The sequence below is a fragment of the Streptomyces sp. NPDC050164 genome (assembly GCF_044459945.1).
GTDB classification, from domain to species: Bacteria; Actinomycetota; Actinomycetes; order Streptomycetales; family Streptomycetaceae; genus Streptomyces; species Streptomyces coeruleorubidus_A.
In genome coordinates, this window is the sequence record NZ_JBITJK010000015.1 from 1 (window position 1) to 24,925 (window position 24,925).

18 protein-coding genes and 2 pseudogenes are annotated in these 24,925 nt (G+C 67.5%); 15 read left to right on the plus strand and 5 right to left on the minus strand.

The window, feature by feature from the left end:
* A pseudogene (locus tag ACIBNA_RS20820) lies at nucleotides 1-547 on the minus strand (PaaX family transcriptional regulator); the annotation flags it as partial.
* Between the two features lie 675 nt (nucleotides 548-1,222).
* Here ACIBNA_RS20820 and ACIBNA_RS20825 point away from each other — a divergent pair.
* The 7 genes from ACIBNA_RS20825 (at nucleotide 1,223) to ACIBNA_RS20855 (ending at nucleotide 13,186) form a co-directional block, all read left to right on the plus strand.
* Entirely contained in the window at nucleotides 1,223-2,905 is a 1,683-nt protein-coding gene (locus ACIBNA_RS20825; RefSeq protein ID WP_399166642.1) for a cellulase family glycosylhydrolase, read from the plus strand.
* A gap of 863 nt (nucleotides 2,906-3,768) precedes the next feature.
* The gene (locus ACIBNA_RS20830) at nucleotides 3,769-5,064 is read left to right on the plus strand and encodes an ABC transporter substrate-binding protein (protein WP_399166643.1); all 1,296 of its coding nucleotides are present in this window, start codon (nucleotides 3,769-3,771) and stop codon (nucleotides 5,062-5,064) included.
* Nucleotides 5,061-6,035, plus strand: coding sequence for a carbohydrate ABC transporter permease (locus ACIBNA_RS20835; RefSeq protein WP_399166644.1), 975 nt, complete (start codon nucleotides 5,061-5,063; stop codon nucleotides 6,033-6,035). Before ACIBNA_RS20830 ends, ACIBNA_RS20835 begins: the two co-directional genes overlap by 4 nt.
* Nucleotides 6,032-6,898 carry a carbohydrate ABC transporter permease gene (locus tag ACIBNA_RS20840; RefSeq protein WP_399166645.1) on the plus strand — a complete coding sequence of 289 codons (867 nt, stop codon included), beginning with the start codon at nucleotides 6,032-6,034 and terminating at the stop codon, nucleotides 6,896-6,898. The genes ACIBNA_RS20835 and ACIBNA_RS20840 overlap by 4 nt, the downstream gene beginning before the upstream one ends.
* Before the next feature lie 11 nt (nucleotides 6,899-6,909).
* Nucleotides 6,910-9,162 carry an alpha-xylosidase gene (gene yicI, locus ACIBNA_RS20845; protein WP_399166646.1) on the plus strand — a complete coding sequence of 751 codons (2,253 nt, stop codon included), beginning with the start codon at nucleotides 6,910-6,912 and terminating at the stop codon, nucleotides 9,160-9,162.
* Nucleotides 9,162-10,166 carry a LacI family DNA-binding transcriptional regulator gene (locus ACIBNA_RS20850; protein WP_399166647.1) on the plus strand — a complete coding sequence of 335 codons (1,005 nt, stop codon included), beginning with the start codon at nucleotides 9,162-9,164 and terminating at the stop codon, nucleotides 10,164-10,166. The genes yicI and ACIBNA_RS20850 overlap by 1 nt, the downstream gene beginning before the upstream one ends.
* A gap of 110 nt (nucleotides 10,167-10,276) precedes the next feature.
* A complete protein-coding gene (locus ACIBNA_RS20855) occupies nucleotides 10,277-13,186 on the plus strand; it encodes a glycoside hydrolase family 3 C-terminal domain-containing protein (protein ID WP_399166648.1) in 2,910 nt (969 codons plus the stop codon).
* 292 nt (nucleotides 13,187-13,478) lie between these two features.
* On the opposite strand, the gene ACIBNA_RS20860 is transcribed toward ACIBNA_RS20855, so the two are convergent.
* Nucleotides 13,479-14,219: a class I SAM-dependent DNA methyltransferase gene (locus tag ACIBNA_RS20860; RefSeq protein WP_399166649.1), complete on the minus strand. Its 741-nt coding sequence runs from the start codon at nucleotides 14,217-14,219 to the stop codon at nucleotides 13,479-13,481.
* Between the two features lie 121 nt (nucleotides 14,220-14,340).
* On the opposite strand from ACIBNA_RS20860, the pseudogene ACIBNA_RS20865 reads away from it, so the two are divergent.
* The 3 genes and pseudogenes from ACIBNA_RS20865 to ACIBNA_RS20875 form a co-directional block, all read left to right on the plus strand.
* Nucleotides 14,341-14,514, plus strand: a pseudogene (locus tag ACIBNA_RS20865) (TetR/AcrR family transcriptional regulator); the annotation flags it as partial.
* Between the two features lie 499 nt (nucleotides 14,515-15,013).
* Nucleotides 15,014-16,495 carry an MFS transporter gene (locus ACIBNA_RS20870; RefSeq protein ID WP_399166650.1) on the plus strand — a complete coding sequence of 494 codons (1,482 nt, stop codon included), beginning with the start codon at nucleotides 15,014-15,016 and terminating at the stop codon, nucleotides 16,493-16,495.
* Nucleotides 16,496-17,440: 945 nt separating this feature from the next.
* Entirely contained in the window at nucleotides 17,441-17,821 is a 381-nt protein-coding gene (locus ACIBNA_RS20875) for a helix-turn-helix domain-containing protein (protein WP_399166651.1), read from the plus strand.
* Nucleotides 17,822-17,992: 171 nt separating this feature from the next.
* Here the strand turns inward: ACIBNA_RS20875 and ACIBNA_RS20880 are convergent, their stop codons facing one another.
* The 3 genes from ACIBNA_RS20880 to ACIBNA_RS20890 form a co-directional block, all read right to left on the minus strand.
* Nucleotides 17,993-19,099, minus strand: coding sequence for an ISL3 family transposase (locus ACIBNA_RS20880; protein ID WP_399166652.1), 1,107 nt, complete (start codon nucleotides 19,097-19,099; stop codon nucleotides 17,993-17,995).
* 307 nt (nucleotides 19,100-19,406) lie between these two features.
* Entirely contained in the window at nucleotides 19,407-20,585 is a 1,179-nt protein-coding gene (locus tag ACIBNA_RS20885; RefSeq protein WP_399166653.1) for an acyl-CoA dehydrogenase family protein, read from the minus strand.
* A gap of 93 nt (nucleotides 20,586-20,678) precedes the next feature.
* Nucleotides 20,679-21,047, minus strand: a complete 369-nt coding sequence (locus ACIBNA_RS20890; RefSeq protein WP_399166654.1) for a ferredoxin — start codon at nucleotides 21,045-21,047, stop codon at nucleotides 20,679-20,681.
* Between the two features lie 125 nt (nucleotides 21,048-21,172).
* Between ACIBNA_RS20890 and ACIBNA_RS20895 the strand changes: the two genes are divergently transcribed.
* From ACIBNA_RS20895 to ACIBNA_RS20915, 5 genes are all read left to right on the plus strand, one after another.
* A complete protein-coding gene (locus ACIBNA_RS20895; RefSeq protein ID WP_399166655.1) occupies nucleotides 21,173-21,577 on the plus strand; it encodes a ChaB family protein in 405 nt (134 codons plus the stop codon).
* Between the two features lie 37 nt (nucleotides 21,578-21,614).
* The gene (locus ACIBNA_RS20900; RefSeq protein WP_399166656.1) at nucleotides 21,615-21,980 is read left to right on the plus strand and encodes a DUF6479 family protein; all 366 of its coding nucleotides are present in this window, start codon (nucleotides 21,615-21,617) and stop codon (nucleotides 21,978-21,980) included.
* 84 nt (nucleotides 21,981-22,064) lie between these two features.
* Nucleotides 22,065-22,415, plus strand: coding sequence for a hypothetical protein (locus ACIBNA_RS20905; RefSeq protein WP_274813887.1), 351 nt, complete (start codon nucleotides 22,065-22,067; stop codon nucleotides 22,413-22,415).
* Between the two features lie 195 nt (nucleotides 22,416-22,610).
* Nucleotides 22,611-24,284, plus strand: coding sequence for a purine-cytosine permease family protein (locus ACIBNA_RS20910; RefSeq protein WP_399166657.1), 1,674 nt, complete (start codon nucleotides 22,611-22,613; stop codon nucleotides 24,282-24,284).
* Nucleotides 24,285-24,457: 173 nt separating this feature from the next.
* Nucleotides 24,458-24,916 (plus strand): hypothetical protein, encoded by a 459-nt coding sequence (locus tag ACIBNA_RS20915; protein ID WP_399166658.1) that lies wholly within the window; start codon nucleotides 24,458-24,460, stop codon nucleotides 24,914-24,916.
* Nucleotides 24,917-24,925 lie beyond the last annotated feature (9 nt).

Here is a 24,925-nt window from a genome sequence, read left to right on the forward strand (position 1 = left end):
CACGCCCCTTGGGGGTGAGCGGGTGCGGCGACGCCCACACCGCGTCGTACAACGGCGCGAAGCCCCGCCACCGCAGCGCGGTGCGCAGCGCACGCCGTCGCGTACTCTCCCGTTCCGGCACGGAGAAGGCGACCAGAGTCCACCACCCGTCCCATGAGTCGGGCTGCGTGGTGAACGTGGCGATCGAGACACCACCGCTCCACAGATCGACAGCGGCCTCCCGCGTCAGCCGGTACGAGCTGTACCGCCCCCGCCGACTGCCCTCCAGCACCCCCCGACGCGCCAGCCTGCTGATCGTCGTACGGGCGGCCCCTGCGGCCACGTCGAACTCCCCCAGCAACGCCACGATCGCCGCCGCCGGCAACCACGCCCGACCCGGAAACGTGTAGTCAGCAACCAACGTGACCGCCAAACCCGCTGGTGAAACATCACCCTGCCACCGCGGCAACCGCATCGACCCACTGTCGTCGCCAGAGAAGAGCTCCTCGTGTTGGGACAAGTTCGCCAAGGCTGCTCCGACGCGTCGAATAGAGCGGTCCCACTGCAACGACCCGACCAGACGACCAGACGTGACTCGGGCGTTGACTGCCGCCGCTCTGTCCACCGATGTCTCCGGCGGCCACCTCGCGCCAGGGCACGCACACCAGCACGTCGCCTGACTGACCGCCGCATAACAGCTGATGCCCGGGCGGACACCGAGTGAAGCATACTTCCGAGTAACAGAGGATCTCGCCTGCCGCCCTGGCTGCGAGTGCCACAGACGGTCGGCTGTCATTGCATCAACGAGGCGGCGGCCGGCTGGGCCGGGGCGTAGCCGGCGATGCCCAGGCCGCCCGTCAAAGCGCAGCACACGGTCAGGACGCCATCGGCCTGCCTGAGCTGCAAGAACGCACTGAATCACTGACATTGCCGGTCAGGGGCACCTGCCTGGCAATCAGCCGTGACCGCGCGATGAGCCTGTTCCGGACGCCAGGACACACTGTGCACGTTCACACTGGTTCGCGCGCAACACTTGAAACGATCTTCAGCATGCGCTTACATCGGCAAGCGTTTGACCGTGTACGTTCACACGCTGATGCAGGGCCACACTTCCTCCTGTTCCCCCAGGACCAAAGGGGGACCTGTGGTCAAGCGGCAAAGTGGTCGCGCCGAGTTCGCCGAGTTGCTCCCCCACGCGCGAGCGCTTCCCACTCGTGATCATGCGGGAGCGCACGACCATGTCATGACCACCACCGCGCCCAGGCAGGTAGATCTGCTCGGTTTTGACACCCTCAAGACCGGAAGAGAGGAAGTACCCATGGTTTCACCAGCAGGGAAGATCAGAGCCACGTTCCTTGCCGTTGTATTGGCGGTCGCCGCATCTGTCACTGGCCTGACGAACCAGGCATCGGCCGACACCACGACACAACTGAACGCCTCGCAGATCGTCGCCGACATGGGCGCAGGCTGGAACCTGGGGAACCAGATGGAGGCCAACTCCAACGGATATCCCAGCGAAACGGCATGGAGCCAGCCGCCCATCACGCAGGCCCTCATCGACAAGGTGAAATCCGCAGGATTCAAAACAATACGAATCCCGGTCTCCTATCTGCGACACATAGGCCCCGGCCCGGACTACACGATCAATGCCGCCTGGCTGAACAGGATCCAGGAAGTCGTCAACTACGCCTACAACCGTGGCCTGTACGTGCTGATCAACATGCACGGCGACGGCTACAAGACCATCGACGGCTCCTGGCTGATCTGTGACTCGTCCAACCAGACGGCGATCAGGGCCAAGTACCAGAAGGCCTGGCAACAGATCGCGACCAGGTTCCAGAACTACGACCAGCGCCTGATCCTGGAGTCCATGAACGAAAACTTCGACGGTCAATTCGGCCGCCCCACCCAGCCGTGCTACTCGAACATCAACAGCTACAACCAGATCTTCGTGGACACCGTCCGGAGGACCGGCGGGAACAACGGTTCAAGGTGGCTGCTCGTTCCCGGCTGGAACACGAACATCGAGTACACCGCAGGGAACTACGGCTTCGTGCTGCCGACCGACCAATATCGCTCCCCCTCCATCCCCAGTAATGAACAGCGCATCATGATCTCCGTTCACTACTACGACCCGTGGGACTTCGCCGGAGAGGAAAGCGGCACCATCACGCAATGGGGACGAGCCGCGACCAATCCGTCAAAGACGTCGACCTGGGGACAGGAGGACTATCTGGACGCGCAGCTGAAGAAGATGTACGACAAATTCGTCGTGCGGGGATACCCGGTAGTCGTCGGTGAGTACGGCGCGATCGACAAGTCGTCGTTCGATTCATCGAACGCCAGGTATCGTGCGGACTACACGCGCGCCGTCGTGTCCACCGCCAAGAAGTACGGAGCGGCAACAATCTACTGGGACAACGGCGCAACCGGACGGTACGGGTTCGGGCTATTCAACCGGCATTCCCATGCGGTGACCCAGCAGGGCATTATCGATGCCATCATGAGCGGCATTGGTGGCGGTGGCGGCAGCCCGGGCGCACCGTCTGCCACCTACAAGATCAAAAACGTGGCGACGGGCAAGTACCTGGACTCGGACGCGAACGGCGCGGTCACCCTCGCCGCCGCCAGCTCGTACGACGACCAGGACTGGGTCGTCACGCAGCACTCCACCGGCGCCTGGACGATCAGGAACGCCAGAACCGGGCGGTTCTACGCCGACTCCGAACCGAACAACGCCGTCATCTGGAATTCCGGCGAAGTCACCCCAGATTCGCTATGGAGGCTCGAATCAACCTCCGGAAACTTCCGGCTCAACAACGAACAATCCGACAGGCACTACATGTACGGAACCCCGGCCGGCGAAGTGAAATGGAACACCGGGTCGGTCGACAACAGCACAATCTGGTCCTTCGAACGCAAGTAGCCAAAATCCAAGAGGATTAGCCTCGATCGTCCATGAGTCCTCGTCGGTCTCCCGACGGGGGCTCTGTATTTGTGTGGTGCGGTCGACGTCGGCATGCTGAGGCCGAGCCGGCTGTGCCCGCCCCCGGGGCTCTCGTGAACACCGACCGCCGCCGCTGCCTCCGCCTGCCCGCACGATAACCAGGACCGGCCTCACCCTGGCTCCATGCCCTGCCGAGCCCTGGCTGACCAGCAGTGGTTCACCCCACCCGGACCCCTCCTGGACGCCACCACGCCGGCCCCCCTGCCGTCGGGGCACGCCAGCGCAAGCGGAAGTGCGTGTCCTACGGCCGGTTCGAGCCGGTGCAGGAGGATCTCGACGCAGTGAGGGCCTGCCCCCGGACCACCGCACCCGCCACCGCCTCACCCCGTGCCACACCAGCTGGTGCGCCTGGACGACCGGGCCACCGGCAAACGCCGCCGCGCACGACCGGGCACAGCTCGTCCGAGGTGGGCCGGTTCCGATGGCGGCAATGGACCGGCAACAGCCCAGGGACTGTGCCGCGCGTATCGCCTTCGTGGCGTTCACGTGCTGGATCACGTCTGCTGACGGACGGCCGCTATACAGCCGGCTCCAGGACACGCACGCAGCGGCGACGGCTTCAATCCTCCCGCCCACCACACCGCGTCCGACCCACCGAACCCCCGTCCCAAATTCCGACGCACCCATTGACGCGCTCCCAGCCCCCACATACCTTCCTCCGTCGAAGCGCTTCGACGTCTCGCATCGAAACGATTCGATGAACCCTGCGTGACGCCCACGACGAGCGTGACGAGCACGACTCACCGGGACAGTGAGCCATCCCACTCCCCTGGAGGCACTGAATGATGACGGCACGAAGACGTGTGGTGGCGACCGCTGCGGCGGTTCTGAGCGGGGCTCTGCTCCTGGCCTCCTGCGGCGACTCGGACAGTGGTGGATCAGACGGCAAGACGCTGAAACTGTGGCACTACGAGGGCCCGGACAGCGCGATGGGCGTGGCCTGGAACGCGGCCATCAAGGAGTTCGAGAAGACCCATCCGGGGGTCAAGGTGGAGTTCGAGGAGAAGGGCTTCGAACAGATCCAGAAGACCGCCCCGATGGTCCTGAACTCGGACGACGCGCCCGACCTCATGGAGTACAACAAGGGCAACGCGACGGCGGGACTCCTCTCCAAGCAGGGGCTCCTGACCGATCTGTCCGCCGAGGCCACCAAGCGCGGCTGGGACAAGAAGCTCAGCTCCGGGGTGCGGACGACCAGCCAGTACGACACCAACGGCGTGATGGGTTCCGGCAAGTGGTACGGAATCCCCAACTACGCCGAGTACACGATGGTGTTCTACAACAAGGATCTCTTCAAGAAGTACGGGATCCAGGAACCCACCACGTTCGACGAACTCACCGCCGCCATGGACAAGTTCGTCGACGAGGGCATCACCCCGCTCGCCAACGCGGGCGCCGAGTACATGGCCGGGCAGTACCTCTACCAGCTCGCGCTGTCGAAAGCCGACCGCGCGTGGGTCGACTCGTACCAGCTCTACAAGGGCAAGACCGACTTCCACGACGCCGCCTGGACGTACGGCGCCGAGACCTTCGCGGACTGGGTGAAGAAGGGCTACATCAGCAAGAAGTCCAGCGGTACGAAGGCGGAGGACGCCGGGGTCTCCTTCATCCAGGGCAAGAGCCCGATCCTGTTCTCCGGCAGCTGGTGGTACGGCCGGTTCGCCGCGGAGAACAAGTTCGACTGGGGCACCTTCCTCTGGCCGGACTCGGACATGACCCTCGGTTCCGGCGGCAACCTCTGGGTCGTCCCCAAGGGCGCCAAGAACAAGGAGCTGGCGTACGACTTCATCGACATCACCATGTCGAAAAAGATCCAGAACCTGCTCGGCAACAAGGGCGGCGTCCCGGTGGCGGCCGACCCCGCCGCCATCACCGACCCGCAGGCCAAGGCGCTCATCGCCAACTTCAACACGCTCTCCGAGAGGGACGGCCTGGCCTTTTACCCCGACTGGCCCGTTCCCGGTTTCTACGACGTCCTCGTCTCCGAGACGCAGAAGCTGATCACGGGGAGCGCGAAACCGGAGGCCTACCTGGACGCGGTGCAGGAGGCGTACGACAAGGGCGCGCCGAAGACGTGACAGTCACCGTCGAAGGGGGAGCACGGGGCGGCCGGGTCACCGAGAAGCATCAGCACGCGAAGGGCCCGCGCCGCCCCCGGGACTCGTACACCCTGTTCCTGCTCCCGGGGATCCTCGCCTTCTTCGCGATCATCATCGTGCCGTTCCTCATGAACACGGGTGTGAGTTTCACCGAGTGGCAGGGCGTCGGCACCCCGAAGTGGGTCGGGCTCGCCAACTACCGGGAGCTGATGGGCGATTCGGAGTTCTGGGCGTCCTTCCGGCACAGCCTCTTCATGGTCGTGGCGATGGCGGCGGTACCGACGGTGATGGGGCTGGTTCTCGCGGCCGCCCTGTTCGACTTCGTCGGCAAGCACTTCGGGACGAAGACGGTCGCCGTGCTCCGCGCCTGCTTCTATCTCCCGCAGGTCCTGCCGATCGCGGTCGCGGGCATCGTATGGAGCTGGATCCTCGCGCCGGAGAACGGCTCCCTGAACGAACTCCTGAAGGCCATCGGGCTCGGCAGCCTCCAGCAGGACTGGCTCGGCGACCCCGACATCGCGCTCTACAGCGTGATGGGCGTGATGGTGTGGGTGCAGATCGGCTTCCCGCTGGTCATCTTCGTGGCGGGGCTGCAACGCGTCGACCCGCAGCTGTACGAGGCCGCCGAGCTGGACGGCGCCGGCTGGTGGCGACGGTTCTGGCACGTCACCCTCCCCCAGATCCGGCCCGAGATCTACGTCGTCCTCCTCTGGTGCACGATCGCCGCGCTCAAGGTGTTCGGCGCGGTGTACGTCCTCACAAAGGGCGGGCCCGGCGGTGCGACCAACGTCCCGTCCTACTTCTCCTTCACCACCTTCTTCGAGAAAACCCAGGTCGGCTACGGCGCTGCGATCTCGACCGTGCTGACCGTGGTCATCCTCGTGCTGGCGCTCATCGGCCTCAAGCTCCAGACCCGCGCCGAGGACGCCGAGGAAGGGCTCCGCACATGACAGCCGTACAAGCCGTACGCACCAGGTCACTCCGGCCCGTCCGCTCCGTCGTCGGCCGCTATCCCGTCCTCGTCGCCCTGTTCATCGGCGCCCTGTTCATGGTCCTGCCCTTCCTGATCGTCGCGCTCAACGCGGTGAAGTCGCCCGCCGAGTACTCGGCGAACGGCCCGCTCAGCCTCCCCGAGGGCATCTACCTGGACGGTCTGAAGGACTTCTGGGAGCGAGTCGACTTCGGCCAGAAGCTCGTCAACTCCATACTGATCAGTGGCAGCGTGGCCCTCCTGGCCGTCGTCCTGTCCGTGCTCAACGCGTACGCGATCGGGGTCGGCCGCATCAAGGGCCGCACCTGGGTGCTCGCCTTCTTCGTCCTGGCGAACATGCTGCCGCAGGAGGCGCTGGTCTACCCGGTCTACTACCTGAGCAAGGAAGTCGGCCTGTACGACACCCGGTTGAGCGTGATCATCGTGTTCACCGTGGTCCAGGCCGCGTTCGGTACGTATCTCCTCTCCGCCGTGCTCGGCCAGTTCCCGCGCGAGATCATCGAGGCCGCGCGGATCGACGGGGCGAACAAGTGGCAGGTGCTGTGGCGGATCGTGGTCCCCGTCAGCCGCCCGACCATCGGCGTACTGCTGGTCTTCTTCTTCATCTGGACCTGGAACGAGTTCCTGCTGCCCCTGGTCATGCTGATCTCCAACGACAACCAGACCGTGTCGGTGGCGCTCGGCGTGCTCCAGGGCCAGCGTCTGATGGACGCCACGATGACGAACGCCGCCGCGCTGCTGGGCGTGCTGCCCGCCATCGTCTTCTTCCTCGTCTTCCAGCGGACTCTCACCCGTGGCATCGCCGTGGGTGCCGTCAAGTAAGGGGTGCGGGAGTGAAGTTCACCGATGGCTACTGGCTGCTGCGCGAGGGTGTGACCGCGGCCCATCCGGTCGAGGTGCTGGATGTGACCGCCGGGTCAGGCGCCCTGGAGATCCACGCGCCGACCCAGCCCATCCGCCACCGCGGCGACCTGCTGAAGGGACCGGTCGTGACGATCAGCGCGCACGCGCCCATGCCGGACGTCATCGGCGTCACGTTCACACACTTCGAGGGCGAGGAGCCGCACGGGCCCCAGTTCGAGCTCAGCAAGGAGGAGTTCACGGCCCACACCGGGTACGACGAGGAGTCCGCGACCCTCACCGCGGGCGCCCTGTCCATAAAAGTGAGCCGCACAGGGCCCTGGCACGTCGACTTCCTCGCGGACGGCCGCACCCTCACCTCCAGCGGCCCCAAGGGCATGGGCATCATGCGGGACGCCGGCACCGGCGGCCACTATCTGCGCGAGCAGTTGAACCTCGGCGTGGGCACGCAGGTCTTCGGGCTCGGCGAGCGCTTCGGGCCGCTGGTCAAGAACGGCCAGGTCGTCGACATGTGGAACGCCGACGGGGGCACGGCCACGGAACAGGCGTACAAGAACGTGCCGTTCTATCTGACGGACGCGGGCTACGGCGTCTTCGTCGACCATCCGGGCCGGGTGTCGTTCGAGGTCGGCTCGGAGGCGGTGTCCCGGGTTCAGTTCAGCGCCGAGACACAGCAGTTGACGTACTACGTCATCTACGGCCCGACCCCGAAGGACATCCTCCGCAAGTACACGGCACTCACCGGCCGCCCGGCGCTGCCGCCCGCCTGGTCGTTCGGGCTGTGGCTGTCGACGTCCTTCACCACCTCGTACGACGAGACCACCGTCACCTCCTTCATCGACGGCATGAAGGAGCGCGAACTCCCGCTCTCGGTCTTCCACTTCGACTGCTTCTGGATGCGCGAGTTCAACTGGTGCGACTTCGAATGGGATCCGCGGGTCTTCCCCGATCCGGAGGGGATGCTGGCCCGCCTCAAGGAGCGCGGCCTGCACATCTCTGTATGGATCAACCCGTACATTGCGCAGCGCTCGCCGCTCTTCGCGGAGGGCAAGGCCCTCGGGCATCTGCTGAAGAGGCCGGACGGCGCTGTCTGGCAGTGGGACCTGTGGCAGCCGGGGATGGCACTGGTCGACTTCACGAGCGAGCCCGCCCGGCAGTGGTACGCGTCGAAGCTGGAGGCGCTGCTGGCGCAGGGCGTCGACTGCTTCAAGACGGACTTCGGGGAGCGGGTCCCGGTCGACGTCGCGTACGCGGACGGCGGCGACCCCGAGCGGATGCACAACTACTACTCGTACCTGTACAACCGCACGGTCTTCGACGTGCTCAGCAAGCACCGGGGCGAGTCCGAAGCCGTCGTCTTCGCCCGCTCGGCGACGGCGGGCAGCCAGCAGTTCCCGGTGCACTGGGGCGGCGACTGCGAGGCGACGTACGAGTCGATGGCCGAGTCGCTGCGCGGCGGGCTCTCCCTCGGCCTGTCCGGGTTCGGCTTCTGGAGCCATGACATCGGCGGCTTCGAGGGCACGCCGACGCCCGCCCTCTTCAAACGGTGGATCGCCTTCGGCCTGCTGTCCTCGCACAGCCGGCTGCACGGCAGCTCCTCCTACCGCGTCCCCTGGCTCTTCGACGAGGAGGCCGTGGACGTGCTGCGCCTCTTCACCCGCCTGAAGCTGCGCCTCATGCCCTACCTGTACGAAGCCGCCCGCGCCGCGCACACCGAGGGCGTGCCGATGATGCGCGCGATGGTCCTGGAGTTCCCGGACGACCCCGGGTGCGCGCATCTGGAACGGCAGTACATGCTCGGCCCCGACCTGCTGGTCGCGCCCGTGTTCTCCGACGAGGGAGACGTCTCGTACTACGTCCCCGAGGGCACCTGGACCCACTTCCTCAGCGGGCAGCCGGTGACCGGGCCGCGCTGGGTGCGCGAGCGGCACGGCTTCCTGAGCGTTCCGCTGCTGGTCAGGCCGGGTGCGGTGATCCCGGTGGGGGCCGTGGACGACCGGCCCGACTACGCGTACGCCGACGGCGTCACCCTGCACGCGTACGGGCTCGACCGCGGCGCCCAGGTGACGGTGCATGTGGGAGACGTGACCTTCACCGTCGTCCGCGAAGGGGACACGCTGCGGGCTTCCTGCAACGACCCCTCGGCGCCCTGGGGGCTGGCCTCGGGCGGGCGTGAGGTGCGGGCGAAGGCCGGCACCGGATTCCTGACGGTGGAGCTCGGCTGATGGTCAAGATCACCGATGTGGCGCGGCACGCCGGGGTCTCCCCCAGCACCGTCTCGTACGCCCTGAGCGGCAAACGCCCGATCTCCGAGGAGACCCGGCGGCGCATCGAGGCGTCCATCCTCCAGCTCGGCTACAGTCCGCACGCCGGGGCCCGGGCGCTGGCGAGCAGCAGGTCGAACGTGCTGGCGCTGGTGATCCCCTTACGGGCCGGCATCCATGTGCCGGTGGTGATGCAGTTCGCGGTGTCGGTGGTGACCTCCGCCCGTCAGTACGACCACGACGTGCTGCTGCTGACGCAGGAGGAGGGTGAGGCGGGGCTGCGGCGCGTCGCGGACACGGCACTGGTCGACGCGCTGATCGTGATGGACCTCCAACTCCACGATGCTCGGCTGCCGTTGCTGCGCGCCCTGGACCGGCCCTCGGTGCTGATCGGGTTCCCCCAGGAGCCGGAGGGGCTGACCTGCATCGACCTGGACTTCAGGGCGGCGGGTGAGCTGTGCGTCGAGCATCTGGCCGGGCTCGGGCACCGGGTGATCGGACTCGTGGGGTCGCCGCCCGAGGTGTACGTACGGGAGACGGGGTTCGCCCAGCGGGTGGTCCAGGGCTTCACCGCCGCGGCCGACCGGAACGGGCTGTCCTCCTCGGTCCACCCCTGCGAGTCGACGCCCGCGGCGGCCCGTCAGGTCGCCGAGCAACTCCTTCGGGAGCGGCCCGCGTTGACTGGTGTCGTCGTGCACAACGAGCCGATCCTGGAGCCGCTGATCGACGCGTTCGAGAGGCTCGGTCTACGGGTTCCGAGGGATCTGTCGGTCACGGCGATCTGCCCGGACGAACTGGCCGAGCGCGCCCGCGTCCCCGTCACGTCGATCGCCATTCCGGCCGCCGAGGTGGGCGCCGGGGCGGTGGACCTGCTGATGAAGAAACTCGGCGGCGGTACCGCACCGGAGGTGACCCTGCTGTCACCTCGGCTGACCGTGCGGGCCAGCACCATGCCCCGCCCCTGAACCACCCCCCACCCACTCCCCCCACGGAAGCAATCTTGTCCAAGCCCCAAATGCTAGGCCCTAGTTGAAGGAGCCGTGCCATGAAAGGCAAGAGAAGACGGAGAACCACCGTGGGACGGGGCGTCCCCGCCCTGGCCCTGGGCCTGACCCTGGTCGCCGGACTCGGCGTCACGGCCACGGGAACGGCCGCGGCGGACGCCCCCGCGTACGCCTTCCGCAACCCGAAGCTGTCCGTCGACCGCCGTGTCGACGACCTCCTGTCCCGCCTCACCCTCGACGAGAAGATCTCTCTGCTCCACCAGTACCAGCCCGCTATCCCCCGCCTCGGCATCCAGTCGTTCAAGACCGGCACAGAGGCCCTGCACGGCGTCGCCTGGCTCGGCGAGACCACCGTGTTCCCGCAGGCCGTGGGCCTCGCGTCAACCTGGGACCCGGCGTTGATGAAAAAGGTCGGTGCGGCGGTGGGCGACGAAGCACGCGGCTTCCAGCAGGAGCGCCCGGCCGGCTGGGGCCTCAACCTGTGGGCCCCGGTGGTCAACCCGCTCCGCGACCCGCGCTGGGGCCGCAACGAGGAGGGCTACTCCGAGGACCCGTACCTGACGAGCTCGATGGCGACCGCGTACGGTACCGGCCTCACCGGCGGCGACCCCGACCACCTCAAGACGGCACCCACGCTCAAGCACTTCCTCGGCAACAACAACGAGGTCGACCGCACCACCACCTCGTCCGACCTGCGTCCACGCGTGCTGAAGGAGTACGAGGAGCCGGCCTTCAGGCCGTCGATCGAGGCGGACGCGGCAACCGGCGTGATGTCCTCGTACAACCTCGTCAACGGCCGCCCGGCGACGGTCAATCCGGCGCTGGACGACCTACGCAACTGGACTTCCCACGACCTCCTGAACGTCACCGACGCCTACGCGCCCAACAACCTGACCGGCACCGGCAGTCAGAAGTACTACGACACCCTGGCCGAGGGCAACGCGGCCACGCTGAAGGCGGGCATCGACAGCTTCACGACGGACGACACGAACTCCGTGCGGACCACGACGGCAATCAAGTCGGCGGTGTCCACGGGCCTGTTGAAGGAGTCGGACGTCGACACGGCGGCCGGGCACATCCTGAACATCCGCGTGCGGCTCGGTGAATTCGACCCGGGCGGCGGGAAGTACGGCTCCATCGACAAGTCCGTCATCAACAGCCCGGCCCATCAGAAGCTGGCCCGGAAGGCGGCGGCCGATGCGGCGGTGCTGCTGAAGAACTCGGGTGGCGCCCTGCCCCTGAAGGCCTCCGCGTCCCAGGACGTGGCGGTCGTGGGCCCGCTCGCCGACACCCTCTACACCGACTGGTACTCGGGCACCCTGCCGTACGCCGTGACGCCCAAGGAGGGCATCGCCGCGAAACTCGGCACGTCGGTCGCGAGCAGTGAAGGCGTGGACCGGATCACGCTGAAGAACGCGGAGAGCGGGACGTACGTGACGGCGGGGACGGACGCCGACGGCGAGGCGCTGAAGGAGAGCGCGTCCAGTGGGGCAGAGGCCCAGTTCGACGTGTTCGACTGGGGCGCCGGCATCGTGACCCTGCGGTCGGCCGCGAACGGCAAGTACGTCGGCTACAACTGGTCGAACTTCGTCAACGACCAGGTCCAGCCGAACGGTTGGTTCGTGCAGCAGCAGTTCGCGCTGGAGGAGCAGGCCGACGGCACGCACCTGCTGCGGTACGCGGGCTACGAGACCCGGGAGCCCTGGTGGTCCAGCCCGGTCTACCTCGGCCCGACCGGCCCTGACGGCACCCTCGGCCTGGTCGCCAAGGCCGAGGCCGCGCGCTACACCAAGGACGTTGTTCGCAGCGGCGCCGAGGAGGCCGTGGCGGCGGTGAAGGACAAGGACGCGGCGGTCGTGGTGGTCGGATCCATGCCCGCGATCAACGGCCGCGAGAACGACGACCGCGAGGACATGAGCCTGGCCCCGTCCCAGGAAGCCCTGGTCAAGGCGGTGCGCGCGGCCAACCCGAAGACGGTCGTGGTCGTCGAGAACAGCTACCCGACCACCCTCGGCGCCCTCCAGAAGGAGGTCCCGGCCCTCCTCTGGACCACCCACGCGGGCCAGGAGACCGGCAACGCCCTCGCCGACGTCCTCTTCGGCGACGTGAACCCGGCCGGACGGCTCACCCAGACCTGGTACGAGTCGGAGGCCGACCTCCCCTCCATCCTGGAGTACGACAACATCAAGCACGACCGCACGTACCAGTACTTCAAGGGCGACCCGCTCTACGAGTTCGGCTACGGACTCTCGTACTCCTCCTTCCGCTACGGGCAGTTGAAGCGCTTCGACGGCGGATACGAGGTCGCCGTCACGAATACCGGCAAGCGTGCCGGGGACGAGGTCGTGCAGCTCTACACCCACCAGCGCGTCTCACGCGACAAACAGCCGTTGAAACAGCTGGAGGCGTTCCAGCGGGTCTCGCTCAAGCCGGGCCAGACGAAGACCGTCAAGCTGAGGCTCACGACGAAGGACCTCGCACACTGGGACGTCACCCGTTCCAAGTGGGTGGTCGAGAGCAGCACGTACGACATCCTCGTGGGCGCGTCCTCCGAGGACATCCGCTCCCGTACGTCCCTCAAGGTGCGCGGCGAGACGATCCCGGCCCGGGATCTCTCACGGCCGACCCGGGCCGAGAACTTCGACGACTACGAGGGTGTGCGGCTGGTCGACGAGTCCAAGGTCCGCGGAACCGCGGTGGGGGCTTCGGCCGACGGGGCCTGGCTCGAGTTCGCCGATACCCAACTGGGCTCCGGCGCGGTGAAGTTCAGTGCGCGGGTGGCCGGAGCGGCCGGGAAGGTCGAGATACGGCTCGGCTCGCCGACCGGCGTGCTCATCGGCACGGCGAAGGCGTCCGGAACGGGGTCGGTGTACACGTATGAGACGGTGAACGCCTCTCTGTCCGCCGCCGCGAAGGGGCGCCAGGACGTGTACCTCGTGCTGAGCGAGGGCCAGAGATTGTCGACGTTCTCGCTGCGCTGACCCGGACGGCGAACCGCCGCCCGCCACGCGACAGGCACGGCCTGCGACACCCGCCATGACCGCATCCACTCAAAACAGCCTGCCAAAACAGACACGCAGTAGTCACTGGAGAGCCGGATGACCGGGAAACCGTCATGTCCGGTTCGGCGGGAGGCCGCGCGGAACAGGGCCCGCCCCGGCGGGCACCTCACCGCGCGGCCGACCCAACCGCCCACTTGCGCTGATTCCGCCGATCGCGGATCCGTTGGGAGATACGCGACGACATCCACGAAGCCTTGCCCGGTGGCCGACCTCAGGTTGGCTTGCGCCACACGGAGATGTGCTTCGCGGAGTCCTGGGTGAACGGCGCCCCGTCCCAGTCCGCGACGCGACGTTCCAGCTCGAGCCCAGCGATCCGTGCCATCAGGTCGAGCTCTGCCGGCCAGGCGTACCGGTGCCGGGAATTGCCGCGACGGTAGCGGCCGTCGTCGCCGTCGCGGGTGAAGTGGTGCGAGACGAGAATCTGCTCCACCAGGTCAAAGGTGTCGAAGCCGAGATGCTGCTCGGAGACGTCGAACGGTACCGCGACCTGGCCGGGCGGCAGGAACCGCAGCGGCGGCACGCCCAGCTCGATGACGAATCGGCCGCCGGGCTCCAGATGACGTGCGGCGTTGCGGAAGCACTCGACCTGCTCGTCCTGCGTGAGCAGGTTCGTGATGGTGTTGTAGACGAGATAGACCAGGGTGAACTCGCCGGGGACTACGGTGGCAGCCATGTCCCCGACGGCTACCGGAAGCGTGCTCTCGTCGATCTTGCGCCGCAGAACCGCTGCCATGTGCTCGGACAGTTCGATGCCCACTACCGGCACGCCGCGTTCCCGGAGCGGGACGCCCACTCGTCCGGTTCCGATGGCGAACTCCAGCGCCCGGCCGTCTCCGGCGAGCTCGGCGAGGAAGTCGAGAGTCGGTCCGAGAACGGCAGCCGAGGACATTTCGGCCCCCTCGGCGTCATAGCGGTCAGCGGTCGCGCGGGTCCACAGTTCACTGCTCGTCACGGGCGGCCACTTTGCCGAGTACCGAGGGCGCTGTCGACGTATTTATCTTCCAGCGGTTCCGACTGGGGGTGGTCCGGGAAGCAGCCCACTCGGATCGGCCACTCGGCCCGGCCATTGACGAGAGATCGCCGCCCGTCTGGCGCCTGCGGATCCGCAGTCCGCTCGCGGCAAGGCCATCGGGCTCTTCATCATGATGGTGGGGACGCTGCAACTGTCCCGCGCCCTCGCCCACCGCAAGTTCGCCGACGAGGTCCTCGAGCAGGGAATCGAGAACGCCCACACGTTCATGCACTGAGAGTGACGACTGAGCCGCAACAGCGTGGTGGTCGCCCTCCGCCGGGCGAGAAGGCGATGGGAAGCCCGTGGGCTGACGGCTACCTCCCCGAGCACGTGCCCGCGTTCCTGGAGCAGAACTGGTACGAGAAGCACCTTGCCGTCCTCGACTGCGGATCCCATCCCAAGGTCATGCGTCGTCTCGGTGCCGTCCTGCTCCTTCACCGGCTCGGCCCGCTTCACCGCCGCGTTGGAGGGCCTGGCCCAGGACCCGAAGCTCACCCCCATCGATCCGCCGGGACTGAAATCCGCTCAGTCGCAACCCTCCGGAAGTCACGAAATCCCTCAACTCGCAAATCCGCCAGAGGGCACAAAATTGCTCAGTCCGCAAATCCGGCAGAGGGCATATAGTCCGTTCGGCCGCAACAGTCTTGACAAGAAATTCCAAGCTTGACGGCGTCGTGGAGTTTGCTTATGGTCCAGTCGTTCAGGTTCCCGCCGATCGACATCCGAAGGTGTCCATGACCGCGCCTCCAACGTTGCCGAAGTCCAGGCAGCAGTTGATTCTTGCCATTCTTATGTTGTGTTCACTGCTGATTTGGATAGAAAATACCGTCCTGAGTACTACGCTGGAGACCCTTGCAGACCCGGTCCGTGGACTGGGGGCCAATCCCGGTCAGCTGCAATGGGCGACCGGTTCGTACACTCTGGCCTTCGCCACATTGATGTTCACTGCAGGCGCATTGGGCGATCGGTTCGGTCACCGGACTGTGTTTTCCAGTGGGTTGGTGATCTTCGCCGGGTCCTCGCTGTGGGCGGCGTACGCAAGCGATGCGGGCCAGCTGATTGCAGCTCGAGCTGCGATGGGGGTGGGCAGCGCGCTGATCACGCCCGCCATGATGGCCATCCTTATGTGGACCTTTACCGGCCCCGCGCGGGCTGCCGCGATCGGCATTTTCTCGACGTCGGCCGGTGTCGGAATGGCTGCCGGCCCGGTGCTGGCTGGATTCCTGCTCGATCATTTCTGGTGGGGCTCGGTATTTCTGATCAATGTCCCGGTCGCGGCATTGGCGCTGGTCGGGCTCGCCGTGCTGGTTCCGAATTTCCGCAGCCCCACTCCGCGACCACTGGACCCCGCTGGAATGTTGCTGTCGATCAGTGGGCTCGTGGCGTTGGCCTACGGGCTGATCCGGGCGGGGCAGGTGGCGGTGTGGAGTCGTACCGACGTCTGGGCGCCGATCGTTGTCGGTCTGGTTCTGCTGGCCGTTTTCGTACTCGTCGAACTGCGCCTCAAGGTGCCCAGCTTTGATCCGCGACTGTTCGCGCAACGCACTTTCGCTGGCGGCAATATGGCGCTCGGATTGCTGCTCTTCGGTGTGGCCGCCATCACCTTCTATAACGCGTTCTACCTGCAAGGCGCGCTCGGATTTTCGCCGATGAAGGCGAGTTTGGCCAATATCCCGACCGCACTCGGCGCGCTCGCGGGGGCGCCCCTTGCCTCGCGCCTGGTTCGCCGCCTGCCGCTACGCCTTGTCACCGTGCCGGCGCTAACCGTGGCTGCGCTGACCATGGGCGGGTACGGGTTCCTCGGACTCCAAACGCCACTCGTCTGGATCGAGATCCTGTTGTTGATACAGGGTCTCTCGATCGGCATGGTGATAGGCCCCGTTACGGCCGCATTGATAAGCGACCTGCCGTTGGAACAGGCCGGTGCAGGATCGGCCGTCACCAACACCGTGCGACAAACCGGCAGTGTGATCGGAATCGCAGTAGGCGGCACGATCATGTCGATCATGTACCGACGTGCGATCGAACCTTCGCGGGTGCACCCGGTCCGGTGCAGGATCAGGCGCGAGTTTCCGCCGAACAGGCCCGCCACATCGCCACCGCTATCCACCGGCCCGCTCTTGCTCAGGCTGCTGATAATGCGTTTATCCATGCTATGCACGTCGGCGCGGGCTGGATCGCGGTCATCGCACTCCTCGGAGCAGTTGTGCTGCTGATTACCTTGCCTGCTGTCGGAAAGAAAAAGGGTCCGATACCGGAGCCGGACTACGAAGAGGCCCGCAGCTCCGTCTGAGAGTGTGATGGCAGAACCCAGGCTCAGGCCCGCCGCAGGGCAGCATCAAATGCCAGCTTCCGCAGCTCAGCGGGCAACCGAACCCGCGGGGTGACTCCGTCCATGAACGCAGTCACGCAGAGCGCAGAGTTGATCTCGGGTCGGCAGGGACGGCAGGACAATGCGCTCGATCACCAGCCGGCTCCATCGGTGCCGCCCCCGCCTGCCGCCCCGACGCTGGTTCCAACTCCCGTGTCCAGGTTCCAACTACCGTGTCCCGGCTCACGTCACCTCTGAGAAATGACGGTGATCTTGATGCCAACCATCCCTCTTTGTGCCAACTAAGAATTCTCGACAATCCGTGTGACCAGGCTTTCTAGTTGGCACCGACGAACGTTTCTGACCTGCGGCGATGCCAACAAGAGTCAGCAGCATCCATCACGGTGTAAGCAATTTAGTTGGCGCATTGGTACACCCCAGGTCACAGGCACCGCAGCGGCTCGTCGTGGGAGGGCTGCCCTAGATCAAGCCCCGGCGAAAGGCAGTCGGCAGCCTCGGTGTTCGTGGCCCGCGACCCGTCGATCGCCCTGTCGCCGCTTCGTGAACTGCTACGCGAGGACGCCGACTGGGACACGATCCTGCATGGCATCACCGACTCGACGGCCTCACCGGCCGCTACGCCACCGCGGAGGCTGTCATCCGTGACGCCGAGTGCACTCCGAACCGGGTCATCACACCGCCGGCGGCGCGGCATGACTCGCTCACTGCCGTCCTCGACGCCCTGGAAGCGGAGTACTCCTCCTCGTCGGGCCTGTCGCTGGAGGCACACCTGGAGATGATGCGGAGCCTCCTCACGGTCATCGTCCTCCGTCTCGCCCAACTGGCGGACGTGTCCCAGGAGCAACAGCCCGGCACCGAACCCTTCCGCCGATTTCGCCGGGCTGTCGAAGAAGGCTTCACCCGCACGCACCGCGCCGAGGATTACGCCGACCAACTCGGCTACACTCCCCGGACGTTGACCCGCGCCACCCGTGCTGCGGCCGGCTGCGGGGCCAAACGCTACATCGACGACCGGGTGCTGCTGGAGGCCAAACGTCTCCTCGTGCACACGACGCTGTCCCCGACGGCGATCAGTGAACGCATCGGCTTCACCTACGCCACCGTCTTCAGTGCCTTCTTCCGCCGGCGCATGAACATGACGCCCACACAATTCCGGTCCCTCTCGCAGAGCCGGCGCGACGCCGGCACGGGTGACTGGCCTCCCGGATAAAGCGGAATCTACCTCGGGCCTCGGCTGCGTCGCCCACGTGCATCCCGGGCTCGAGGGTGAAGGGTTCTCAGTCGGGCAGTTCCACCGTTCCGGTGCACCCGCTGAGCACGGTGGCCCCGGCGACCGCCGGACGAACTCCCGCTCTGGCATCGGACAGTTCACGGCGGCGTATCACCAGACCATGATCCACCACTCCAGATCAACCCGCTCGCGCCCGACGGCGCCCCACCAACGGCGCACCGTTCGGCACAGGCAGCAATTCGCGCTGCCGCCGAGGCCTTGCGACTCCTTGGCGATCCACGCGGCCAGCAGCGTCTGTCCGATCTTCCCCTCGCCGAGCAGGGGGTTCCACATCTTCGCGAACTGCTCGGCGCTGAGGTCCTCCCGGTTGCGCAGCAGCTTCCTGCGGGCCTTCCACTCCGGATCCGTGGCGCGTCCGCGACGCCCGCGCAGTTCGGCAGTGGTGCGGCGCCTGACCTGCGAGAGCATCGTGTTGGCGAGCTGGACGACGTGGAAGTGGTCCACGACCACGACGGCGCCCGGGAGTCCGGTGCGCACGGCGGGCCGGTAGGCAGTGGACATGTCGATCGCGACGTACCGGATGTTCTTTCTCCACTCCAGGCCGGTGGTGGACAGCCAGGCCAGGACGTCGGCGACGGTGCGACCCTCGGCCTGGCCGAGCAGCCCGCCGGCGCCCAGCGCGTCGACGAACCCGGTGTGCCACCGGTCGCGCACCAGCTGCCACTTGCCCGTCTCCGGGTCTTGTGCCCACTTCGTCCTGCCCCGCCGGGTCTCGTCGATGCCCAGGACCTTCACCTCGGGCAGCGGCTCCGCGGTGACCTCACGGGCCTGGACGCGGAAGGCGTCCATCACGGTCGGCCAGGACAGGTGCAGATCCCGCGCGGCCTGGATGACCGTGGAGCCGGCGTCCCGTATGCGGCGCCCGGCCGCACCCCGCAGCCGGGTGGTCAGCCTGGCACCGGCCGGGATCTGCGGGATCTGCTCGGTGAAGGACCGGCGGGAGCAGCCAGCCTCGCGGCAGTACCAGCGTCGCTTGTGCCACAAGAACTGCAACCTGCTCTCACCGTAGGGCAGATCACGCGGCCGGGTCACCGCGGTTCCCTTCACCCGGGAGGCGAAGACCCCACAAGCGGGGCAGGCCCGTGCCGCCTCGTCCGCCGTGACCAGATGTACCCGACGACTGCCGTCACCCAGCCGCTCGACCCGCACGACGGACACCCCGTCGAGATCGAACAGCAACGTCGTATCGTTGACCAAGCCCGTGGCTCCTGCATGATCCTTCTGCCCAGAGAACAGAAATGATCACGCAGGGCCCACGGGCCCTCTGCTTCCAGGAGGCGATCACTCCCGGAGTCGGTCACACACCGTGACACCACGTCAGTGTGCGAGACGAGGCGCACCGCTCAACTTCGAAGACCCCCCAAACCTCTGCAACTCAGAGAAAGTAGCAGGTCAGCTGCCTCACACAGTCGGCCCGCCAGACCCGCTACCCACTGGCCCGCGCCTTCAGACCGGTGCCAACTAGCCCGCTTTTGTGCCAACTAAAAAGCCTCGTCACAATCCGTCAGCGCCGCACCCGCGGCATCCCCAGCCCGATCCACGAGATGATCTCCCGCTGGATCTCGTTGTTGCCGCCGCCGAAGGTGAAGATCACCGCCGAACGGTAGCCGCGTTCCAGCTCGCCGTGCAGGACCGCGCCCGCCGAGCCCTCCTTCACAGTGCCGGGGGCGGCGACGATCTCCATGAGCCAGGCGTAGGCGTCGCGCCGGGCCTCGGAGCCGTACACCTTGACGGCGGAGGCGTCCTGCGGGGTGAGTGTGCCGTCCTGGACGGCACCGACCATCCGCCAGTTGAGCAGCTTCAGCGCGTCCAGGCGGGCGTGGGTCCGGGCCAGGAGGCGGCGGACCCAGGGCAGGTCGGCGACGCGGCGGCCGTCGGCGAGCTTGGTCTCCATCGCCCAGCGCTGCACGTCGTGCAGGGCGCGGATCGCCATGGTGCCGTGGGCGGCCAGCGTCACGCGTTCGTGGTTGAGCTGGTTGGTGATCAGCCGCCAGCCCTGGTTCTCGGCGCCGACCCGGTGGGAGACGGGGACTCGGACGTTCTCGTAGTAGCTGGCCGTGGTGTCGTGCGAGGCGAGGGTGTTGATGAGGGTGCAGGAGTAGCCGGGGTCGGTGGTCGGCACCAGGAGCATGGTGATGCCCTTGTGCGGCGGGGCGGCGGGATCCGTACGGACCGCCAGCCACACCCAGTCCGCCGTGTCGCCGTTGGTCGTCCAGATCTTCTGGCCGTTGACGACGTACTCGTCGCCGTCCCGGACCGCACGGGTCCGCAGTGAGGCGAGGTCGGTGCCCGCGCCGGGCTCGCTGTAGCCGATGGCGAAGTCGATCTCGCCGGAGAGGATCCTCGGCAGGAAGTACGCCTTCTGCTCGTCGGTGCCGTACTGCATGATCGTCGGGCCGACGGTGTTCAGCGCCATGAGCGGCAGCGGGACGCCGGCCTGCGCGGCCTCGTCGAAGAAGATGAACTGCTCCATCGCGCTCAGGCCGCGCCCGCCGTACTCCTTCGGCCAGCCGACGCCGAGCCAGCCGTCCGTGCCGAGCCGCCGGATGGTCTCGCGGTAGAACCGCTTCCGGGTGGCCGGATCGCCGTGCCGGGCGCGGGCGTGGTCCGGGAACAGTTCGGCGAAGTAGGCGCGCAGTTCGGTGCGCAACCGCTGCTGCTCGGGCGTGTATTCGAGGTGCACGGCGCCTCCAGGCTCCCAAGGCCGGTCCTGTCGGCGCACACCGTAGAACGTGTTACAGAAATTGGGAATGGCGAGTGACGGGGAACGGCCTCCTCAGTTCAGCGTGGCGAGGAAGTCCGTGCACGCCCGCGCGCACGCACGGCACGCCGCCGCCGAGTCCTCCGCCCCCGGCTGCCGGTCGAAGACGTGCGCGGCCTCCAGGCACACGGTGCGGCACCACTCCACCTGGACGCGGATGGTGCCCTCGTCCACCTGATTCTGCTCGGACAGCACGCGGCAGGTCGCGTCGCAGACCTCCGCGCACATGATGCCCTTGCGTCGTACGAGTTCCTGGTTCTCGGTGCCGTCGGGATCCACGAGGCTCGCGCGCAACGCGCACGCCCGGGCGCACTCGGTGCACGCCTGGGCACAGGCGAAGCGGTCCTCCAGGAACCGGAACAGCTCCTGCTGGGATGTCGTCACACCGCGCGGGTAGCCCCGCCGATGCCGGTCAAACCCGGTGCTGCCAAGGGTTTCGTACGGTTTTCCGGCCTCCCCGGCCGGGCACTCGGCACGCCCGGGAACGACGACGCGCGGAGGTGAGTCACATGCCCGGGCGAGAGGAACTTCCGTCGACCCTGGAGCGCTCCGCCGAGGAGGCACAGCGCACCTGGATCAAGGCGCACGACTCGGCCGTGGAGCAGTACGGCGAGGGCGAGCGCGCGCACCGCGTGGCCTTCGGGGCGCTGAAGCACACCCACGAGAAGGTCGGCGACCACTGGGAGCGCAAGGAGGGCGGCCGCAAGGCCCCGTCGGACCCGCGGTCGGCCCGGCCCCGGCAGCAGGGCGGCCGCAGCGGCGAGGGCGTCGACGAGCGTGCCTCGAAGGAGCACCTGTACGACCTCGCGAAGCGGCTGGGCGTCGAGGGGCGCTCGCGCATGTCGAAGGCGGAGCTGCTGGACGCCGTCCGCAAGGAGAACCGGTCGAAGACCCGGTCCGCACGGTCGGGGTGAGCAGGTTCATGGTGAGGACCAGGGGTACTCGCGTGCCATGACTAGCGCATGGATGGAGATGGCCGCGGGCCGCGGGGCCCTCGGCATCGGGCTGATCGTGGCGGGTGTGGTGGTCGTGGCCCTGCTGCTGGGGGCCTTCGTCCTCGGCGTTCGCATCAAGCGCAGGGAGCTGCCCACGCCGCGGCCCGACGAGCAGCCGCGGCTGCCCGAGGGCGGCCCGGTCCGCGAGACGAGTGAGCGCCGGGAGCCCGAGGAGGTGCCCAGAAGCCAGGACCGTCTGACGCCGCACGAGCTGAAGGCGCACGGCAACCAGAGCGGCCGGAGGAGCCCGACCCAGGAGCGTCCCCGCTGGAACGAGGGCAGCAGCGGATCGTTCGGCAGCGGCGGCCCGGGCGGCCGCTGATCCCCGTTCCCCGCGGCACTCCGCTCCGTGAACCACGTCGTACGTGAACCCGTCGTACACGCCGTACACAGGGAAGTGAGAACCATGGCCGATCCCGCCCGCAACACCCTGCCGCTGCCGGACTACGACCATCTGCCGATCGGCGGTCTGGAGAGCCGTGTACGGTCGCTGTCCGCGGACGAGGTGGAGGAACTGCTGGCGTACGAGCGGTCGCACGCCGACCGGCTGGCGGTGACAGAGCTGCTGGGATCCCGTCTCGAGCAGTTGCGCGAGGGCGCGGAGCCGACGTCCGGCGATCCGGGCGCCCTGCGTCCCGAGACGGGTGAGGGGCACGGAGGCTCTCCGGTGTCGCCCGCCACGTCCCCGCAGCCGTTCAGCCCGCCGCCGCACGGCACGCCCGATCAGCGGGGCAAGCCGAAGGGTGACCGCACGTAGACGTCACCGCCGGACAGAAGGGCCCGTGCCTGTGCACGGGCCCTTTCGCGGTGCCGGCGGTGCCGTGGGACAGTCTTCGGCCCCCGGTGAGACGCCTCCGAAACATTCCCTTCACGCAGGAAGTATTTAGGGGTAACGACCGCTGCCTACCGTGCCTGCCTTGTCAGTCCCCAACCCGCAGCAAGGAGGCGCGGCATGAGCACCGAGCCACGACTGGCCGAGGTCGCCGAGCCGGAACCCGCGCAGAAGGCAGCGCCGGGCGCCGACCAGGCCGTCAAGGAGACCCTCGAGGACTACACGCTCCGCTTCGCGCCGCGCAGTTACCGGCGCTGGACCCCGATGGTGGTGGCGACGACCGCGCTCGGCGGCATCGCCTACATGGCCGACTTCTCCATCGGGGCCGGCATCGGTCTGGCCCACGGGACCGGCAACGCGCTGCTCGCGATCGCCCTCGCCGCCGTCGTCATCTTCGTGACCGGCTTCCCGCTGGCCTACTACGGGGCCCGCTACAACATCGACCTGGACCTGATCACGCGCGGCTCGGGCTTCGGCTACTTCGGCTCGGTCCTCACCAGTGTCATCTTCGCCAGCTTCACCTTCATCTTCTTCGCCCTCGAAGGCTCGATCATGGCGCAGGGCCTGAAGCTGGGCCTCGGACTGCCGCTGTGGCTGGGCTACTTGGTGTCCACGCTCATGGTGATCCCGCTGGTCATCTACGGCATGACGGCACTGAGCAAGCTCCAGGTGTGGACGACGCCGATCTGGCTGCTGCTGATGGTCGGCCCGCTGGTGTACCTGGTCGCCACCGACCCGGGGACCGTTGACCGCTTCCTCGCCTACGCGGGCACGGACGGGGACGGCGGCGTCAACACCGCCTCCGTGCTGCTGGGCGCGGGCGTGTGTCTGTCGCTGATCGCGCAGATCGGCGAGCAGATCGACTATCTGCGCTTCATGCCGCCCAAGACCGAGGCGAACAAGCGGAGTTGGTGGACGGCCGTGGTGATGGCCGGCCCGGGCTGGGTGGTGCTGGGCGCGCTGAAGCAGGCCATCGGCGTGTTCCTCGCGGTCTACATCATCGCCGAGGTCGGTCCCACCGCCGCACCCGAGCCGATCCAGCAGTTCAAGCACGCCTTCGACGCGATGATGCCGTCCTGGCTCGTCGTGCCGCTGGCCGTGGCCCTGGTCGTGATCAGCCAGATCAAGATCAACGTGACGAACGCGTACTCCGGCTCCCTCGCCTGGACCAACTCCTTCACCCGCGTCACCAAGCGCTACCCGGGCCGGATGGTCTTCGTCCTGGTCAACCTGGGCTTCGCGCTCGCCCTGATGGAGGCCGACATGTTCAGCTTCCTCAACAGCATCCTGGGCTTCTACTCGAACTGCGCGATCGCCTGGGTGGTCACCGTGGCCACCGACATCGGCATCAACAAGTACGTGCTGAAGCTGTCCCCGCACGCGCCCGAGTTCCGCCGCGGCATGCTCTACGCCGTCAACCCGGTCGGGGTCGTCGCCTTCGTCGCCGCCTCCGCGCTGTCCATCGCCATGTACTTCCACGCGCTGGGCGACACGCTCCAGCCGTACTCCCCGGTCGCCGCCGCCGTCATCGCGTTCGTCCTCACCCCGCTGATGGCCGTGGTCACCAAGGGCAGGTACTACCTGCGCCGCACCGACGACGGCATCGCCGAGCCGCTCCTGGACGAGGACGGCAACCCCAGCGCCGTCACCTACGAGTGCCACGTGTGCCGCCAGCAGTTCGAGCGGCCGGACGTGGCCGCCTGCCGGACGCACGACGCCGTCGTCTGCTCGCTGTGCCTGAGCACCGACAAGGTCGGCGACCACGCCCTGCCGGAGGCACCCGCCGTCGTCTGACACCCGTGGGGCGGAAGGCGCGAGGCGCTTCCGCCCCACGGCACACACAACGCCTCCCGCGCCGGTACCGTCTCGAAGGGGCGGGCAGGACGCGCGACCTCTCGTACCGGGCGGCATACTGATCTTGCGTTGCGCAGTGATCAGGCCGATGGTCGGAGAGGAGATGACGGGACGTGACCACCGAAGGGCCGGACGGCGGACGGGGAACGCCCGACGAGCCGGACGGCACTCCCCCGATCCCGGACGACGTGTGGCTGAGGTTCCTCACGGACAGCGAACACGCCATACACGCCTCCGCCCCCAGGGAGCCCTCCGCGAGGGAGCGGGCGGCGGGACGCCGGCTCCAACCCCCATACGCCGTCGGTGACCTGTGGCAGCCGGAGGACCTGTGGGCCCGCGTGGCCTGGCGCGACCTGGACCGCCGTGCCAAGGTCCGGCGCGTGGGACGGGTCGTCGCCACCGCCGCCGCCGTGGCTCTGGCGCTGGGAGCGTGGTCCCAGTTGTCCGTCGGCGCGGGCACGGGCACCCGGCCGGGGACGGGCACCGTGCGGCAGGTGGAGGGGGCGACCGCGAGGCTGCCCACGGCCACTCCCTTCCCGTCCGGATCCGCTGTCCCGGTGCCCTCCAGGTAGCACACACAT